Origin of the sequence: Pseudomonas sp. NFPP07 (assembly GCF_900115645.1) — a bacterium.
Lineage (GTDB): Bacteria > Pseudomonadota > Gammaproteobacteria > Pseudomonadales > Pseudomonadaceae > Aquipseudomonas > Aquipseudomonas chlororaphis.
In genome coordinates this window covers 110,472-126,394 of record NZ_FOXG01000009.1, presented here as the reverse complement: position 1 = coordinate 126,394, position 15,923 = coordinate 110,472, and the positions used below count along the sequence as shown (strand labels likewise).

The following is a 15,923-nucleotide window of genomic DNA, read 5'->3' as shown; positions in this document are numbered from 1 at the left end:
GCCGTGGCGACGGACGCGGCCCCCGCTCTATTTCAGAGCGAGGGCCGCGCGGGTCGACAATATCAGTTGAACAAGCCGTAGAAGAATAGACGGATGCTATCCCACATGCGGCGGAAGATACCACCTTCGTCGACCGCGTCCAGAGCGATCAGATCGGCGCTGTGCACCACCTTGTCGTCCAGTTTCACTTCGACTTTACCGATCACGTCGCCCTTGGCGATAGGTGCGATCAATTGTGGATTCATGGTCATGCTGGCAGCGAGCTTCTTCAGCTGGCCTTTGGGCATGGTCATGGTCAGGTCCTGGGCCAGGCCGGCCTTGATCTGGGAGGTGGTGCCTTTCCAGACAGGGGCCTGAGCCAGCTCGGTGCCCTTCTGGTAGAAGGTCTGGGTTTCGAAGAAGCGGAAACCGTAGGTCAGCAGCTTCTGGGTTTCGGCCGCGCGAGCCTGCTCGCTGTTGGTACCGAACACCACGGCGATCAGGCGCATGCCGTCACGCACGGCCGAGGACACCATGCAGTAGCCGGCTTCGTCGGTGTGACCGGTTTTCAGGCCGTCGACGGTCTTGTCGCGCCACAGCAACAGGTTGCGGTTAGGTTGCTTGATGCCGTTCCAGAAGAACTCTTTCTGCGAGTAGATCGCGTAGTGAGCCGGGTCTTCGTGAATGATGGCGCGAGCCAGTACCGCCATGTCGTGCGCTGACGAGTAGTGCTCGGGGTTCGGCAGGCCGGTCGGGTTCATGAAGTGGCTGTTGCTCATGCCCAGGTCGCCGGCGGTCTTGTTCATCATGTCGGCAAAGGCGTCTTCGCTGCCGGCGATGTGCTCGGCAACCGCGACGCTGGCGTCGTTACCCGACTGAATGATGATGCCGTGCAACAGGTCGCTGACAGTGACCTGCGAGCCGACCTTGATGAACATCCGCGAACCGCCGGTACGCCAGGCGTTCTCGCTGACGGTCACCGGGTCGTTCTCGCCGATCTGGCCGCGACGGATTTCCAGGGTCGCGATGTAGGCCGTCATCAGCTTGGTCAGGCTGGCTGGCGGCAGGCGCTGGTCACCGTTGTTCTCCACCAGCACGTTACCGCTGCTGGCATCCATGAGTACGTAGGACTTGGCGGCCAGCTGCGGTGGCGACGGCATCACCTCTACCGCCCAGGCGGCAGGCGTGATGATCAGCGGGACAAGCAGACACAGGCGTTTGGCAAAGGTGGTGATGTTCATCCGTCTCTCGAAATTGCTAATGGAAACTTGTCCTCGCGGACAAAACTATTCAGACAGCCTTCTAAAGGGCTGTCGCGTGTTCAGTTGTTCACTCACTGACCCTTGCCGGGCTTTTGTTGTACGACGAGCCAACAACCTGGGTTCACCCCCCAAATACCGTAGGCGAACCATGAATCAATGTCCGATTACTCGGCGGTTACCAGGCTCGGCTGCCCCAGATTGGCCAGCCGGACGCTGTTCTGCACTTGCTGGATCTCACCCGGCGAGCCGATCGGCCCCAGGCGCACCCGGTGCAGGGTCTGTTGATTGCGCACGATCGAGCTGATGAACACCGGAGCGCTCACCATCCCGCTCAGCTTCGAGCGCAGGAGCTCGGCAGCGTCCGGGTTGGCGAAGGCGCCCACCTGCAGATACTGGCCAGAGGCTTGCGCAGAAGCGTTTTTTTTTGCATCCAGTTGCACCGGCACAACGGCCGCGGCGTGCTGCTGTGCAGGTGGCGTCCATTGCTCGACGGTCCCCGTGGACGCCGTCATCACTGGCGCGGCTTTCGGCTCATTGAGCATCAAGGGTGCCGGCCGACCGCGCTGGGCCCACCATTCCTGCGGGTCGATACCCTCGACCTTGACCCGGGCGGTACCGATCTCGGCATAACCGAGCTTCTTGGCCGCGGCGTAGGACAAATCGATGATCCGGTCCGAATAGAACGGCCCACGGTCATTGACCCGCAGGATCACGCTTTTGTGGTTATCCAGGTTGGTCACCCGGACATAACTCGGCAATGGCAGGGTCTTGTGTGCGGCACTCATGCCATACAGGTCATACACCTCGCCATTGGCGGTGTTCTGCCCGTGGAACTTGGTGCCGTACCAGGAAGCCGTGCCCGAAGCGACATAACGCTTGGATTCGGCCATCGGGAAATAGGTCTTGCCCAGCACCGTATAAGGATTGGCCTTGTACGGGCCGGTGTGCAGGGTCGGCGTGGCGTCGGGGATGCGCGATACATCGACGTCCCACCAGGGTGCGCCGTCTTTGTGGGCGCGGTTGATGTCCAGGCCCGGCGTCGAACGTACGGCTGTCGTCGGGCCCTTCTGTTTCGGCGCCTGGGTTGACGAACAACTGACCACCAGCAAGGACAACGCGGCAAGAGCCACCAGCTTCAGGGGTTTGCGGTTTGGCGATGCCAGCATTACTTGACGCCCCGTGCTTGGACCAGCTGTTCAGAGAGCTGATGTACGGCCATGGCGTACATCACGCTGCGGTTATAACGCGTGATCGCGTAGAAATTCTTCAGGCCCATCCAGTACTCGGGGCCATTGTCACCTTCCAGGCGGAAAGCCGTGACCGGCATATCATCGCGCAGCGCATCATGACTCGACCAGCCCAGCGCCCGCAACTCCCCGACGGTTTTCGTCGGCTCGATACCGGTGGTCAAACCTTCGTCGACCTGATCGCCGCGCACTTCGGCCCGGCTGACCACCGGCTGCCCGGCCTCCCAGCCGTGACGCTTGAAATAACTGGCGACGCTGCCGATGGCATCGTCCGGATTGGTCCAGATATTGATGTGGCCATCACCGTCGAAGTCCACAGCATAGGCGCGAAAACTGCTCGGCATGAACTGCGGCAAGCCCATGGCGCCCGCGTAGGAGCCTTTCAGGGTCAGCGGGTCGACCTGTTCTTCACGGGCCAGCAGCAGGAATTCGCGCAATTCCTTGCGGAAGAACTCGGCACGTGGCGGGTAATCGAAGCCCAAAGTCGACAGTGCATCGATCACCCGGTAATTACCGGTGTTGCGCCCAAAGAAGGTTTCGACGCCGATGATCGACACGATCACCTGGGCCGGCACGCCGTATTCCTGCTCGGCACGGGCCAGTACCGCTTCGTGCTGGCGCCAGAAGTCCACACCGCGGGCGATGCGCGCGTCGGTGATGAACATCGGCCGGTATTCTTTCCACTGCTTGACCCGCTCGGCGGGCCGGGAAATGGCGTCGAGGATCGACTGCTTGCGCTCGGCCTCGCGAAACACGCCCATCAGCTGTTCGCCCGCGAAGCCATAGTCGCGAGTCATTTCGCCCACGAATTCGGCTACTTGAGGGGAACCTTCGTATTCGCCGCCGGCCAGCGCTTCCTGCGCCGCGCCAAGGATGCCTACCAGACCGACCCACGGTGCATACCGAGCAGTCCAGCCACGCATTACTTGCATTGAATTCTTCACCTTATTCAAACCTGCGCGATCCACTTACGATGGGTATGGATCGACATCAAAACCCCAAACGCTGACAGCAGCGTCACCAGCGAAGTTCCTCCGTAGCTAATGAACGGCAACGGCACCCCCACGACCGGCAACAGGCCACTGACCATACCGATGTTGACGAAAACGTAAACAAAAAACGTCATGGTCAGGGCGCCGGCGAGCAATTTGCCGAACAGCGTCTGCGCCTGGGCGGTGATCACCAGCCCCCGACCGATCAGCAGCAGATAGATCAGCAGCAAAGCGCAAATGCCCACCAGGCCAAACTCTTCGCCCATGACCGCGATAATAAAGTCGGTGTGGCTCTCGGGCAAAAAGTCCAGGTGGGACTGAGTGCCGAGCAGCCAGCCCTTGCCGAAGACGCCGCCAGAGCCGATGGCCGCCTTGGACTGAATGATGTTCCAGCCAGTGCCCAGCGGATCGCTTTCCGGGTCGAGGAAGGTCAGGATCCGCTGCTTCTGGTAGTCGTGCATGATGAAGAACCACATGGCGATCGCCACCGGTACCGCGGCGGCCAGCACGCTGAGGATCCAGCGCCAGCGCAGCCCGCCCATGAACAGCACGAAGGCGCCACCGGCGAGAATCAGCAGCGAGGTCCCGAGGTCCGGCTGACGCACGATCAGAATGAACGGAATACCGATCAGGACCAGGCTGATGCCCACATGCTTGAGCTGCGGCGGCAAGGTGCGCTTGGCCAGGTACCAGGCGATGGTCGCCGGCATGATGATCTTCATGAATTCCGAGGGCTGGAAGCGAATCACCCCGGGGATGTTGATCCAGCGGGTGGCGCCCATGGCGTTGTGGCCCATGACATCCACCACCACCAGCAGTATCACGCCGAACACATAGGCCAGTGGCACCCAGCGCGCCATGAACCGGGGCTCGAGCTGGGCAATGACGATCATCGACACCAGGCCGATGCCGAATGACGTCGCCTGCTTGCCCAGCAGATCCCAGCTCTTGCCGCTGGCCGAATACAGGACGAACAGGCTGCCGGCCGCCAGGGTCAGCAGCAGGATCAGCAATGGGCCGTCGATGTGCATGCGCTGCAGCAGCGTCGCCCGGCGACGCATCACATCCTCGCTGGACAGGATGCGATCGAAATTACTCTTCACGGGCCGTAGCCTCCGCACTGATAGGGCCGGCAAACTCAGGCTTGAGCAGGCCATCCGGGCCGAGGAGCCAGGCGTCCATCACCTGACGCACCACCGGGGCCGCCACGCCGGAACCGGACTCGCCGTTCTCGACCATGACCGAGACCACGATTTTCGGGTTTTCCGCCGGCGCGAAGCCGACGAACAGGGCGTGGTCGCGATGACGCTCCTGGACCTTGGAGCGGTCGTACTTCTCGCCCTGCTTGATCGCGACCACCTGGGCCGTACCACTCTTGCCGGCGATCCGGTATTGCGAACCGATGGCCGCCTTGCGCGCCGTACCGCGGGCGCCGTGCATCACCTGCTGCATGCCGTGATTGACCTTCGTCCAGTCCGACGGATCGCGCAGGATGATGTCCGGCATCGGGTTCTCATCCACCGGCTTTTCGCCCTCGATAGTCTTGGCCAGGTGCGGACGGTTCCATTTGCCCTTGTTCGCCACCAATGCCGTGGCCTGGGCCAGCTGCAACGGGGTGGACTGCATGTAACCCTGGCCAATCCCGAGAATCAGCGTCTCGCCCGGGAACCAAGCCTGGCGACGGGTGGCGCGTTTCCATTCCCGCGACGGCATCAGGCCCGGCGACTCTTCGAACATGTCCAGCGAGACCTTCTGGCCGATCCCGAACTTGTTCATATAAGCCGACAACCGATCGATCCCCAGCTTGTGGGCCAGGTCATAGAAGTAGGTGTCGTTGGACCGCATGATCGCGGTGTCGAGATCGACGTAACCGTCACCGCTGCGGTTCCAGTTACGGTACTTGTGATCGTAGTTGGGCAGTTGGTAGTAGCCCGGGTCATAGACCCGCGTGGAGGCCGTCACCACCCCGGAGTCGAGACCGGCAATGGCCACCGCCGGCTTGATGGTCGAACCCGGCGGATACAGGCCGCGCAGCACCCGGTTGAACAATGGACGGTCGATGGAGTCGCGCAGCTCGGCATAGGCCTTGAAGCTGATGCCGGTGACGAACAGGTTCGGGTCGAAGCTCGGTTGGCTGACCATGGCCAGCACTTCCCCGGTGCGGGGGTCCAGCGCGACCACCGCGCCACGCCGGCCGCCCAAGGCCGCCTCCGCGGCTTCCTGCAGCTTGATGTCCAGGCTCAGGACAATGTCCTTGCCGGGAATCGGGTCGGTACGCTTGAGCACCCGCAACACACGGCCGCGAGCGTTGGTCTCGACCTCTTCGTAACCCACCTGGCCGTGCAGCTCGGGCTCGTAGAAGCGCTCGATACCGGTCTTGCCGATGTGGTGGGTGCCGCTGTAGTTCACCGGGTCCAGGGTCTTCAGCTCTTTCTCGTTGATCCGCCCCATGTAGCCCACCGAGTGCGCGAAGTGCGCGCCCTGAGGGTAATGACGGACCAACTGCGCCACCACTTCCACCCCAGGCAGACGGAACTGGTTGACCGCGATCCGGGCGATCTGCTCTTCGTTGAGCTCGAACAGGATCGGCACCGGCTCGAACGGCCGACGCCCCTGCTTCATGCGCTTCTCGAACAGCGCCCGGTCTTCCGGCGTCAGTTCCAGCACCTCGACAATGACGTCGAGCACCTGGCGCCAGTCGCCGGAACGCTCACGGGTCATGCTCAGGCTGAAGCTCGGCCGGTTGTCGGCCACCACCACGCCATTGCGGTCGAAGATCAGACCGCGGGTCGGCGGAATCGGCTGGACGTGAACCCGGTTGTTTTCCGACAGGGTCGAGTGATAGTCGTACTGGATCACCTGCAGGTAATACAGCCGCGCGATCAGCACCCCGATCAGGCAGACCACGGCAATAGCCCCGAACACGACCCGGCCACGCACCAGACGGGCGTCTTTTTCGTGGTCCTTGATACGGATCGGCTGGGACATTAGGGGCGCGGGCTATTTGTGATAAGGGTGCCCGGACAGGACTGTCCAGGCGCGATACAGCTGTTCACCGATCAGGATCCGTACCAGCGGGTGCGGCAAAGTCAGCGGCGACAGCGACCAGCGCTGATCCGCCCGCGCGCAGACTTCCGGCGCCAGCCCCTCGGGGCCGCCGACCATGAAGTTCACGGTGCGCGAGTCGAGGCGCCAGCGATCCAGCTCCACCGCCAGCTGCTCGGTACTCCAGGGCTTGCCGTGGACCTCGAGGGTGACGATCCGCTCGTTCGGGCCGACCTTGGCCAGCATGGCTTCGCCCTCCTGACGGATGAAACGAGCCACATCGGCGTTCTTGCCACGGGTATTGAGCGGTATTTCCACCAGTTCCAGCGCCAGTTCGGATGGCAGACGCTTGGCATACTCGTGCCAACCCTCTTCCACCCACTTGGGCATGCGTGAACCGACAGCGATCAGACGCAGGCGCACAGCCGTCCCTTATTGCTGGTCTTTGTTGAGCTTGGTGAAGTGCTCATGGGTGTGCTCCGGGCTGTGGTGCTTGCCATCGGCCGCACGGCTCTGCTCGGCGCCCTGCCACAGCCGTTCCAGGTCGTAGAACTGGCGCGCGGAGGCGGTCATCATGTGCACGATCACGTCGTCCAGGTCCAGCAGCACCCAGTCGCTGTCGCCCTTGCCTTCTTCACCCAGCGGCTTGACGCCCTGGGCCTTGACCATCTCGCGGACCTTTTCCAGCATCGCGCCGATCTGGCGGTTGGAAGTACCGGTGGCGATGATCATGTAGTCGGTGATGCTCTGCTTTTCGCGAACATCGATCACCAGGACGTCCTGGGCCTTGACGTCTTCCAGCGCGGCGACTGCCACCTTGACCAGATCTTCGCCTTTCATTACTTGGTTAGTCATATAAAACTCGTTCAGCTCGTATGTATGGCGCGTTGCACGGCATCAGCCGGCAGCGCGCCTTCAGTTCGGCCCACGGTAAAGACCGTGTGCATCGATATAGGCCAGGACCGCATCAGGCACCAGGAAACGTACCGACTTACCGCTGGCCAGCAGTTGACGGATCTGGGTGGCGGACACCGCGAGCGGTGTCTGCCAGACGAATGCAATGTGTCCTCCGGGCCCTTGCAGGGCCAGGGGATCGCTCACCGAGCGCGCCGCCAGCAGGTTGCGCAACGCATCCGGCGGCTCGCTGTCGGCATCCGGGCGTTGCAGCACCAGGATGTGGCAATGCTGGAGCAACTCTTCCCAGCGATGCCAGGTAGGCAGGCCGCAAAAAGCGTCCCAGCCCAGCAACAGGAACAACTGGTCATCCGCGGCCATCTCGGCCCGCATCTGTTCCAGGGTGTCTAGGGTGTAGGACGGCTTGTCCCGTTTCAGCTCACGGTCGTCCACCACCAGGGGTGAAACGCCCGCCACCGCACACTCGACCATCGCCAGACGGTCCAGCGCCGACACCTGCGGTGCATCGCGATGCGGCGGCCGCGCGCTGGGGGTCAGGCGCAGCTCATCGAGCCCCAGCGAATCGGCCACCTCCAGCGCACTGCGCAGGTGACCGATGTGCACGGGGTCGAAGGTACCGCCCAGCAGACCGATACGTTTGCTCATCAAGTGCGCACATGGCCGTCGCCGAAGACGACATATTTCTCGCTGGTCAGCCCTTCCAGGCCAACCGGACCACGGGCGTGCAGCTTGTCGGTGGAAATACCGATCTCCGCGCCCAGGCCATATTCGAAACCGTCGGCAAACCGGGTCGAGGCATTGACCATCACCGAGCTGGAATCCACCTCGTTGAGGAAACGCCGGGCGTCGGTGAAGTTCTCGGTGACGATGGCGTCGGTGTGGTGCGAACCGTAGATGTTGATGTGCTCGATGGCCGCGTCCAGGCTGTCGACCACCAGGATCGACAGGATCGGCGCGGTGTACTCGGTACTCCAGTCTTCTTCGGTGGCCTCGATCACATCGTCGCCCAGCAAGGCACGGGTACGCGGGCAACCGCGCAGCTCGACCTGCTTGTCGCGATAGATTGCCGCCAGCGGCGGCAGTACGCGCTCGGCAATACCGGCGTGGACCAGCAGGGTCTCCATGGTATTGCAGGGTGCGTAGCGCTGGGTCTTGGCGTTGTCGGCGATGCGAATCGCCTTGTCCAGGTCGGCCGCCACGTCGATGAACACATGGCAGACGCCGTCCAGATGCTTGATCACCGGCACCTTGGCGTCGCGGCTGACCCGCTCGATCAGGCTCTTGCCGCCACGCGGCACGATCACGTCGACGAACTCGGGCATGGTGATCAACGCGCCAACGGCCGCGCGGTCGGTGGTTTCCACCACCTGCACCACTTGCGCCGGCAAGCCGGCCACCGCCAGCCCTTGCTGGATGCAGGTGGCAATGGCGCGGTTGGAATTGATCGCCTCGGAGCCGCCACGCAGGATGGTGGCGTTGCCGGACTTCAGGCACAGGCTGGCCGCATCGATGGTCACGTTGGGGCGCGACTCGTAGATGATGCCGATCACGCCCAGGGGAACGCGCATCTTGCCGACCTGGATGCCCGAAGGCAGGTAGCGCATATCGCGGATTTCACCGATGGGGTCAGGCAGCTTGGCCACCTGACGCAGGCCTTCGATCATTTCGTCGATACGCACCGGAGTCAACGCCAGACGATCGAGCAATGCCGGTTCCAGACCATTGGCCCGGCCGTTGGCCAGGTCCTGCTCATTGGCCGCGCTCAGCTCGGGGCGAGCAGCGTCCAATGCATCGGCAGCCGCCAGCAATGCGCGGTTTTTCTGCGCAGTGGTGGCACGGGCGATTACCCGCGAGGCTTCGCGGGCAGCGCGACCCAAACGGGTCATGTAGTCAAGAACGGACTCAGTCATGGTCTGCTGTGGTCTTGGCAAAGAGGAAAGCGGCTGATTATAGCTGTCGCGCCGGTCCACGGACAGCGGTCACGGGCGGATGGTCGAAATGGACGGCAAATACCTCTCGTTCAGCCTGAATTAAGCCTGGAATTGATATCATTCCGAACCAATTCCCGTCATCGCTCCTGGCCACCATGTCCATTCTGTCCACCCCGACGCTGCCCAAGGCCCTGCCCGACCGCTTTTTCGATCGTGATGCCCAGGTCCTGGCCCGTGAACTGCTCGGCAAAATCATCCGCCATCGGGTCGGCGATCTGTGGCTGTCGGCGCGCATTATCGAAACAGAAGCCTATTACTGCGAGGAAAAAGGCAGCCATGCCTCCCTCGGCTACACAGAAAAGCGTAAGGCTTTGTTTCTGGACGGCGGCCACATCTATATGTACTACGCCCGCGGCGGCGATTCGCTGAACTTCAGCGCCCAGGGGCCGGGCAACGCGGTGCTGATCAAGTCGGCCTACCCTTGGGTCGACGAAGTCTCCGGCCCCGCCAGCCTGGCGCAGATGCTGCTGAACAATCCCGATGCCAGCGGCCGGCCGCGCCCCTCGCAAAAGCTCTGCGCCGGCCAGACCCTGCTGTGCAAGGCCCTGGGCCTGAAAGTCCCGGTATGGGATGCCAAGCGCTTCGACCATGAAGTGCTGTTCGTCGAGGATGTCGGCACGCCCGTCGCCAGCATCATCCAGACCACTCGCCTGGGCATTCCCCACGGCCGCGACGAACACTTGATGTACCGCTTTGTCGATGCCGCCTACGCCCCCTACTGCACCCGGAACCCGCTACGTCGCGGGCAGGTCGAAGGTCGCGACTATCTGTTGCTCGATTGATCCCTTTCGCAGGAGCCGGCGTGCCCGCGGATGGCCTGATCGCGAGCAAGCCCGGTTCTACAGTTGAACCACCGAATAACCGGAGTTGAAAACCTATGGGCCAATGGCTCGATGGAATAACCGGCTGGTTGACGATGAACCCCCAATGGCTGGCGGCAGCCGTGTTCATCGTCGCTTGCGTCGAATGCCTGGCGATTGCCGGCCTGATCGTACCCGGCACCGTGCTGCTGTTCGCCATTGCCGTGATGGCCGGCAGCGGCGCGCTGTCCCTGGGTGAAACCCTGGCGCTGGGGTTCTTTGGCGGCTTGCTTGGGGACGTGGTGTCTTATCTGCTGGGCCGGCGCTTTCACCAGAATATCCGCCGCCTGCCGGGCCTGCGCCATCACCCGGAATGGATCAACGGCGCCGAAGCCTACTTCCAGCGGTATGGCATCGCCAGCCTGTTGGTCGGGCGCTTTATCGGTCCCTTGCGGCCCATGCTGCCAATGGTCGCCGGCATGTTCGACATGTCGTTCCCGCGCTTTTTCGCCGTCAGCCTGCTGGCCGCGGCCGGCTGGACCGTGGCCTACCTGCTACCGGGCTGGGCCACGGGCGCGGCGATCCGCCTGCCCTTGCCTGAAGGTTTCTGGCCGCAGGCAGGAATAGTCGCCGCCAGCATCGCCGTGCTGCTGGGCCTGAGCATCAACAGCACCGTGCGCCGCCATCGCAAGGCCAGCCCGCTGGTGGCCGGCCTCAGTCTGGCGATCCTGGCAGGACTGTTCATCGGTTACCCCTACTTGAACCATTTCGACCAGGGCTTGATCGCGCTAGTCCAGGAACACCGCAGCCCAGCAATGGACGAGGTGATGGTGGTACTCACCCAGTTCGGCGAATTTCGCACCATGCTGTTCGCCAGCGCCCTGGTCACCCTGCTGTTGCTGATTGCCCGGCAATGGCGGCAGGCGATTTTCGCGGGCACCACGCTACTGGGCACCGCATTGGCCAACACCGGCACCAAGCTGTTCTTCGCCCGGGTACGCCCGGAAGTCCTGACCGACCCACTGACCAGCTACAGCATGCCCAGCGGCCACAGCTCCGGCTCGTTCGCCCTGTTCCTGACCCTGGCGATACTCGCCGGTCGCGGCCAGCCGCCGCGCATGCGCCTGACCTGGCTGCTGCTGGGCTGCCTGCCGGCGGCGGCGATTGCCTTGTCGCGGATTTACCTGGGCGCGCACTGGCCCTCCGACATCCTTGCCGGCGCCATGCTTGCCGCCTGCGTGTGCGCCGCCAGCCTGTGGTTCGCCCAGCGCCAGACACCACTGGAGCCTATGCCGGCCAAGATCTGGTGGCTGGTATTGCCGGCGCTGACGGCGCTGTTCGGCTTCGAAGCCGTCAGGCATCTACCCCACGCCATGTTGCGTTATGCCTACTAGATAGAACGAACGCCCCTGTAGCCGCTGCCGCAGGCTGCGATAGGCCGAAGGCCTTCAGCGGTTTCGGAATCTGCGCCCACTGTGTGGGCGATCGCAGCCTGCGGCAGCGGCTACAGGATCAGGATCAGGATCAGGATCAGGATCAGGATCAGGATCAGGATCAGGCGAACAGTTCGCCCTGCAATTCGTCCAGCAAGGCCTGGATCGCATCCAGGCGTTGCTGCGGATCGTCCAGTTGCAACAGGTCGATCTTGTCCAGCTCGGAGAACGGCAACAGGTAGGCCAGCTGGTTGGCCAGCGACTGCTGGCCGGTGGCTTCGGTGCCCATGTTCAGGGCTTCGACCATCGGGTGTTCGGCCAGCGCCTTGAGCAAGGCGATCAGGTCCCCGTCTTCATCCTGCAGCGGCCGCTCCGGCGCCTCGTCCAGCCACTCGACTTCAGCCACCCGCAACTGATCGCGCTGCACTTCGCTGCTCAGCACCCGAAAACGCCGCCCGCCCTTGACCCGAATCCCCAGCAGGCCGTTGTCCTGCTGATGGAAGTCAGTGATCAGCGCTTCACAGCCCACCCGCGCAAAACCTTCCGGGGCGATACCCACCTCTTCGCCTTCGAGGATGCACACCACGCCGAAGCCGCTGCCCTGTTTCATGCAGCGACCGATCATGTCCAGGTAGCGCGCCTCGAAAATCTGCAAGTCGAGAATGCAGTCGGGGAACAGCACCGTGTTCAGCGGGAAAAGCGCCAGGCTCATACAGGTTTCCTTAAACCACCAACGACACCGCCAACGGCAGGAAGACCGCCGTGGCCACACCCATCAGACTCATCGCCAGCGCCGCGAAAGCACCGCACTCATCACTTTCCTGCAAGGCCACCGAAGTGCCCACCGCGTGAGCCGTCATGCCCAGCGCCATGCCCCGGGCTTCCGGGCTATGCACCTGCAGGCGGTTGAGGATGGCCGGACCGAAAATCGCCCCGATCACCCCGGTGATCAACACGAATACCGCAGCCAGCGCTGCGACACCGCCAATCTGTTCGGCCACCAGCATGGCGATCGGCGAGGTCACTGATTTCGGCGCCATGGTCATCAGGATCATGTTCTCGGCACCGAACCACCATCCCAGCAGTACGCCCAGGCCGGTGGCGACCACCCCTCCAATCACCAGCGTAGTAAATATCGGCCAGAACAACTGTCGAATCCGCCGCAGGTTGAGGTACAGCGGTACGGCCAGCGCCACCGTGGCCGGGCCCAGGAGAATGCTCAGGATCTCCGTGCTCTTGCGGTACTCGGCGTAGCTCAAGCCACAACTCAGCAGCACGCCGATCACCAGCAACATGGAGACCAGCACCGGTTGCAGAAAGATCCAACGGGTTTTCTCGAAGGCCGCGAGCACCAGTTGATAGGCGCCCAGGGTAATGCCGATGCCGAACAATGGATGGTGGATCACCGACGCCCAGGCGCCCTGCCAATCGAACATCATTGGCCGCCCTCCCGATGTCCGTGGCGCTTGACCAGCCGCTGCATCAGCACGCCGACGAAGGCCATGGAGATCACCAGCGACAACACCAGCGCGCCGACTATCGCCCAGAAGTCCGCGGCGATATCCGCCGCGTACACCATCACGCCCACCGCGGGCGGCACCAGCAACAGCGGCAGGTAACGCAAGAGACTTGAGGCGGCCAGATTCAGCGGCTCGCCCACTTCGCCGCGTGCCACCAGGAAGATCAGCAGCAACAGCAGGCCGACAATCGGCCCCGGCAGGATCGGCAGGAACAGATGATTGATCGCCGTACCGAGCAATTGAAACAGCACCAGCCATGTCAGACCGCGTAACAACATCTCTCATCTCCCCCGAAAAAGCGCCGGGCATTATAAGCACGCGAACGCTATGGACCGGCATTCGCCAAAAGCATGGAAGGTTGACCGGAGCAAACCCCCATGATGATCTACAGTGGGTGGTCAGGGGGTACGGCCCCCGCCCCTTTAGAACGATAAAACCGATGAACCCAAGGAGAGTCTCAATGCCGTATGTTCCTGTTGCAGAGCTCAAAGATTATGTCGGAAAGGAACTAGGACGTTCCGAATGGCTCACCATCGATCAGCAGCGTATCAACCTGTTCGCCGAAGCCACGGGTGACTTCCAGTTCATCCACGTCGACCCGGTGAAAGCCGCCCAGACGCCGTTCGGCGGCACCATCGCCCACGGTTTCCTGTCGCTGTCGCTGATCCCGAAACTGATGGAAGACATCCTGATCCTGCCCGAGGGTCTGAAGATGGTGGTCAACTACGGCCTGGACAGCGTGCGCTTCATCCAGCCGGTCAAGGTCGATTCCAGGGTCCGCCTCAAGGTCGACCTGGTGGACGTCACCGAGAAGAAACCCGGCCAATGGCTGCTCAAGGCCACCGCCACACTGGAAATCGAAGGCCAGGAAAAACCAGCCTACATCGCCGAGCCCTTGTCCCTCTGCTTTGTCTGAAACCTTCCTGATGCGAAACAGCTCACGCTGTTTCGCGCAGCCTCTCTATATATAAGCCTCGCTGCTGCGGCATACTCGGTCCCCTAATTATCCGGATCCCGCTATGCACCCACTTGTACCCCTGGCTCTGACCCTGTTGCTCACCGCATGTGGAGACGGCGAATCGCTGCTGCCTCCCGACGCCCGTCTGCCGGACGGTGGTCGCTACCGCGGCGATGTGGTCAACGGGTTGCTGCAGGGACAAGGCCGCATCGACTACCCCAACGGCAGCTGGTATGCCGGCCAGTTCGACAGCGGCCAATGGCATGGCCAGGGCGAATGGCACGGCAGCGACGGCGAGGTCTACCGCGGTCAATTCCAGCAGGGCCTGTTCCACGGCCAGGGCAGCCTGATCACCAAGGACAGCAGCTATACCGGCGGTTTCAAACTGGGCCGGCGCGACGGTGAAGGCACCCTCAAGGAACGCGGCATGACCTACCGCGGCGAATTCAAGTCCGACCTGTATTCCGGGCTCGGTCGTCTCGAACTGGAAGACGGCAGCCAGTACCAGGGCCAGTTCTCCCGCGGCAAACCCAACGGCGAAGGCCAGCGCAGCGATGCCAGCGGCAACCAGTTCAGCGGCCACTTCGTCGATGGCCAGCTGGAAGGCAACGGCACCTTCAGCAGCGCCGAGGGCGACCTCTATGTCGGCGGCTTCAAACAGAACCAGCTCAGCGGCAAGGGCCGCTACGAAAACGCCGACGGCGATGTCTGGATCGGCCAGTTCAAGGAAGGCGCCCTCAGTGGCAAGGGAGAGCTGATCGGCGTCGACGGCAGCCACTACATCGGCCGTTTCAGCGACTGGCGCTTCAGCGGCCAGGGCCGCCTGAACCTCAGCGACGGCAGCTTCTATATCGGCGGCTTCGAAGGCGACAACTACCAGGGCCACGGTGTGCTGGTGCTGCGCGATGGCACCGTGCAAAGCGGCGACTGGATCAATGGCCTGCGGGTTCGCGATGCCGACGGCCGACTGTTGCCCGACCCACTGGAGACCGGCCTGCTGGCCCAGGGCCGCCTGCTCGACGACGCCCTCAGCGCGGTGCCGGCGTCGACCCCCGCCATCGAGCTCTACAGCCTGACGCTGGCCGGCGATGGCAAGCAAAGCGTGTTTCTGCGCGAGGCCGACTATGTCAGCAACATGCTTGCCACCCGCTTCGGCGCCTACGGCCAGATCCGCCTGGTCAACCACCGCGACCGCCTCGACAGCCGGCCCATGGCCACCCGGGAAAACCTGCGGCGCGCGGTCCAGGTCCTGGCCGAACGCAGCGGCCCGGAAGACCTGCTGTTTATCTACCTGACCAGCCACGGCACCAGCGAACACGAACTGGTGCTCGACCAGCCGCGCCTGGAGCTGGCCGACCTGCCGGCCGACGAGTTGGCCGCGGTACTGGCGCCACTGAAAAACCGCGACAAGATCATCGTGATCTCGGCCTGTTATTCCGGCGGGTTCATTCCCGCGCTCAAGGATGAGCGGACCCTGATCATGACCGCTTCGCAGGCCGACCGCGTATCGTTCGGCTGCTCGGAAGAAGCCGACTTCACCTACTTCGGCGACGCCCTGTTCGCCCAGGCGCTGAACCAGACCGACGACCTGGAACAGGCCTTCAAGCTGGCCAGGGCGACCGTGGCCGAACGCGAACAGGCGGACAATTTCGAAGCCTCCGAACCGCAGATCTGGGCGCCCAAGGGGGTCTTGGCGCACTGGCAGCATCTGCGCAAGCAACAAGCACGAAAGGCGCTGCAAAGCGCCGCCAACGACAGCAAGGAAGCAAAGAGCAACTAAG

General features: G+C 62.9%; 15 protein-coding genes and 1 pseudogene. 4 read left to right on the top strand and 12 right to left on the bottom strand.

Annotated features, from left to right (window positions below; translation table 11 throughout):
* Nucleotides 1–62: 62 nt before the first annotated feature.
* From BM019_RS23275 to BM019_RS23235, 9 genes and pseudogenes are all read right to left on the bottom strand, one after another.
* Entirely contained in the window at nt 63–1,220 is a 1,158-nt protein-coding gene (locus BM019_RS23275) for a D-alanyl-D-alanine carboxypeptidase family protein (RefSeq protein ID WP_007927104.1), read from the bottom strand.
* A 185-nt stretch (nt 1,221–1,405) separates the two neighbouring features.
* Nucleotides 1,406–2,407, bottom strand: a complete 1,002-nt coding sequence (locus tag BM019_RS23270; protein ID WP_007927105.1) for a septal ring lytic transglycosylase RlpA family protein — start codon at nt 2,405–2,407, stop codon at nt 1,406–1,408.
* Entirely contained in the window at nt 2,407–3,420 is a 1,014-nt protein-coding gene (mltB, locus tag BM019_RS23265; protein WP_009045789.1) for a lytic murein transglycosylase B, read from the bottom strand. Before mltB ends, BM019_RS23270 begins: the two co-directional genes overlap by 1 nt.
* Nucleotides 3,421–3,437: 17 nt before the next feature.
* On the bottom strand, nt 3,438–4,541 hold the full coding sequence (rodA, locus tag BM019_RS23260; RefSeq protein WP_051003959.1) for a rod shape-determining protein RodA: 1,104 nt from the start codon (nt 4,539–4,541) through the stop codon (nt 3,438–3,440).
* Nucleotides 4,542–4,572: 31 nt separating this feature from the next.
* Nucleotides 4,573–6,468 (bottom strand): penicillin-binding protein 2, encoded by a 1,896-nt coding sequence (gene mrdA, locus BM019_RS23255; RefSeq protein WP_009045790.1) that lies wholly within the window; start codon nt 6,466–6,468, stop codon nt 4,573–4,575.
* A 12-nt stretch (nt 6,469–6,480) separates the two neighbouring features.
* On the bottom strand, nt 6,481–6,948 hold the full coding sequence (rlmH, locus tag BM019_RS23250; RefSeq protein WP_003185785.1) for a 23S rRNA (pseudouridine(1915)-N(3))-methyltransferase RlmH: 468 nt from the start codon (nt 6,946–6,948) through the stop codon (nt 6,481–6,483).
* Nucleotides 6,949–6,957: 9 nt separating this feature from the next.
* Nucleotides 6,958–7,365 (bottom strand): annotated as a pseudogene (rsfS, locus tag BM019_RS23245) (ribosome silencing factor); the annotation flags it as partial.
* Nucleotides 7,366–7,440: 75 nt separating this feature from the next.
* Entirely contained in the window at nt 7,441–8,085 is a 645-nt protein-coding gene (gene nadD / locus BM019_RS23240; RefSeq protein ID WP_007927112.1) for a nicotinate-nucleotide adenylyltransferase, read from the bottom strand.
* Nucleotides 8,085–9,350, bottom strand: coding sequence for a glutamate-5-semialdehyde dehydrogenase (locus BM019_RS23235; protein WP_053262799.1), 1,266 nt, complete (start codon nt 9,348–9,350; stop codon nt 8,085–8,087). Before BM019_RS23235 ends, nadD begins: the two co-directional genes overlap by 1 nt.
* Before the next feature lie 176 nt (nt 9,351–9,526).
* Here BM019_RS23235 and BM019_RS23230 point away from each other — a divergent pair, with 176 nt between their 5' ends.
* Both BM019_RS23230 and BM019_RS23225 read left to right on the top strand, forming a co-directional pair.
* Nucleotides 9,527–10,213 (top strand): DNA-3-methyladenine glycosylase, encoded by a 687-nt coding sequence (locus tag BM019_RS23230; RefSeq protein ID WP_007927114.1) that lies wholly within the window; start codon nt 9,527–9,529, stop codon nt 10,211–10,213.
* A 95-nt stretch (nt 10,214–10,308) separates the two neighbouring features.
* Nucleotides 10,309–11,625 (top strand): bifunctional DedA family/phosphatase PAP2 family protein, encoded by a 1,317-nt coding sequence (locus BM019_RS23225; RefSeq protein WP_009045793.1) that lies wholly within the window; start codon nt 10,309–10,311, stop codon nt 11,623–11,625.
* Between the two features lie 160 nt (nt 11,626–11,785).
* On the opposite strand, the gene BM019_RS23220 is transcribed toward BM019_RS23225, so the two are convergent.
* Genes BM019_RS23220 through BM019_RS23210 form a run of 3 tightly spaced genes read right to left on the bottom strand, consistent with a single transcriptional unit; the run spans nt 11,786 to nt 13,462 of the window.
* Nucleotides 11,786–12,376, bottom strand: a complete 591-nt coding sequence (locus BM019_RS23220; RefSeq protein WP_007927116.1) for an LON peptidase substrate-binding domain-containing protein — start codon at nt 12,374–12,376, stop codon at nt 11,786–11,788.
* Between the two features lie 10 nt (nt 12,377–12,386).
* On the bottom strand, nt 12,387–13,103 hold the full coding sequence (locus BM019_RS23215) for an LrgB family protein (RefSeq protein ID WP_007927117.1): 717 nt from the start codon (nt 13,101–13,103) through the stop codon (nt 12,387–12,389).
* Nucleotides 13,100–13,462 carry a CidA/LrgA family protein gene (locus tag BM019_RS23210; RefSeq protein WP_009045794.1) on the bottom strand — a complete coding sequence of 121 codons (363 nt, stop codon included), beginning with the start codon at nt 13,460–13,462 and terminating at the stop codon, nt 13,100–13,102. The genes BM019_RS23215 and BM019_RS23210 overlap by 4 nt, the downstream gene beginning before the upstream one ends.
* Nucleotides 13,463–13,644: 182 nt before the next feature.
* Between BM019_RS23210 and BM019_RS23205 the strand changes: the two genes are divergently transcribed.
* Together BM019_RS23205 and BM019_RS23200 are read left to right on the top strand one after the other, a co-directional pair.
* Nucleotides 13,645–14,100, top strand: a complete 456-nt coding sequence (locus BM019_RS23205; protein WP_009051047.1) for a MaoC family dehydratase — start codon at nt 13,645–13,647, stop codon at nt 14,098–14,100.
* 103 nt (nt 14,101–14,203) lie between these two features.
* Nucleotides 14,204–15,922 (top strand): C13 family peptidase, encoded by a 1,719-nt coding sequence (locus BM019_RS23200; protein ID WP_009045796.1) that lies wholly within the window; start codon nt 14,204–14,206, stop codon nt 15,920–15,922.
* Nucleotide 15,923: the final 1 nt, after the last annotated feature.

Excerpts from the sequence above, each read along its gene's own strand:
- nadD (WP_007927112.1), bottom strand. The coding sequence starts at position 8,085 with ATGAGCAAACGTATCGGTCTGCTGGGCGGTACCTTCGACCCCGTGCAC.
- mltB (WP_009045789.1), bottom strand. The coding sequence starts at position 3,420 with ATGCAAGTAATGCGTGGCTGGACTGCTCGGTATGCACCGTGGGTCGGT.
- BM019_RS23235 (WP_053262799.1), bottom strand. The coding sequence starts at position 9,350 with ATGACTGAGTCCGTTCTTGACTACATGACCCGTTTGGGTCGCGCTGCC.
- BM019_RS23210 (WP_009045794.1), bottom strand. The coding sequence starts at position 13,462 with ATGTTGTTACGCGGTCTGACATGGCTGGTGCTGTTTCAATTGCTCGGT.
- BM019_RS23225 (WP_009045793.1), top strand. The coding sequence starts at position 10,309 with ATGGGCCAATGGCTCGATGGAATAACCGGCTGGTTGACGATGAACCCC.
- BM019_RS23275 (WP_007927104.1), bottom strand. The coding sequence starts at position 1,220 with ATGAACATCACCACCTTTGCCAAACGCCTGTGTCTGCTTGTCCCGCTG.
- BM019_RS23200 (WP_009045796.1), top strand. The coding sequence starts at position 14,204 with ATGCACCCACTTGTACCCCTGGCTCTGACCCTGTTGCTCACCGCATGT.
- BM019_RS23220 (WP_007927116.1), bottom strand. The coding sequence starts at position 12,376 with ATGAGCCTGGCGCTTTTCCCGCTGAACACGGTGCTGTTCCCCGACTGC.
- BM019_RS23270 (WP_007927105.1), bottom strand. The coding sequence starts at position 2,407 with ATGCTGGCATCGCCAAACCGCAAACCCCTGAAGCTGGTGGCTCTTGCC.
- mrdA (WP_009045790.1), bottom strand. The coding sequence starts at position 6,468 with ATGTCCCAGCCGATCCGTATCAAGGACCACGAAAAAGACGCCCGTCTG.
- BM019_RS23205 (WP_009051047.1), top strand. The coding sequence starts at position 13,645 with ATGCCGTATGTTCCTGTTGCAGAGCTCAAAGATTATGTCGGAAAGGAA.
- BM019_RS23230 (WP_007927114.1), top strand. The coding sequence starts at position 9,527 with ATGTCCATTCTGTCCACCCCGACGCTGCCCAAGGCCCTGCCCGACCGC.
- BM019_RS23215 (WP_007927117.1), bottom strand. The coding sequence starts at position 13,103 with ATGATGTTCGATTGGCAGGGCGCCTGGGCGTCGGTGATCCACCATCCA.
- rodA (WP_051003959.1), bottom strand. The coding sequence starts at position 4,541 with ATGCGTCGCCGGGCGACGCTGCTGCAGCGCATGCACATCGACGGCCCA.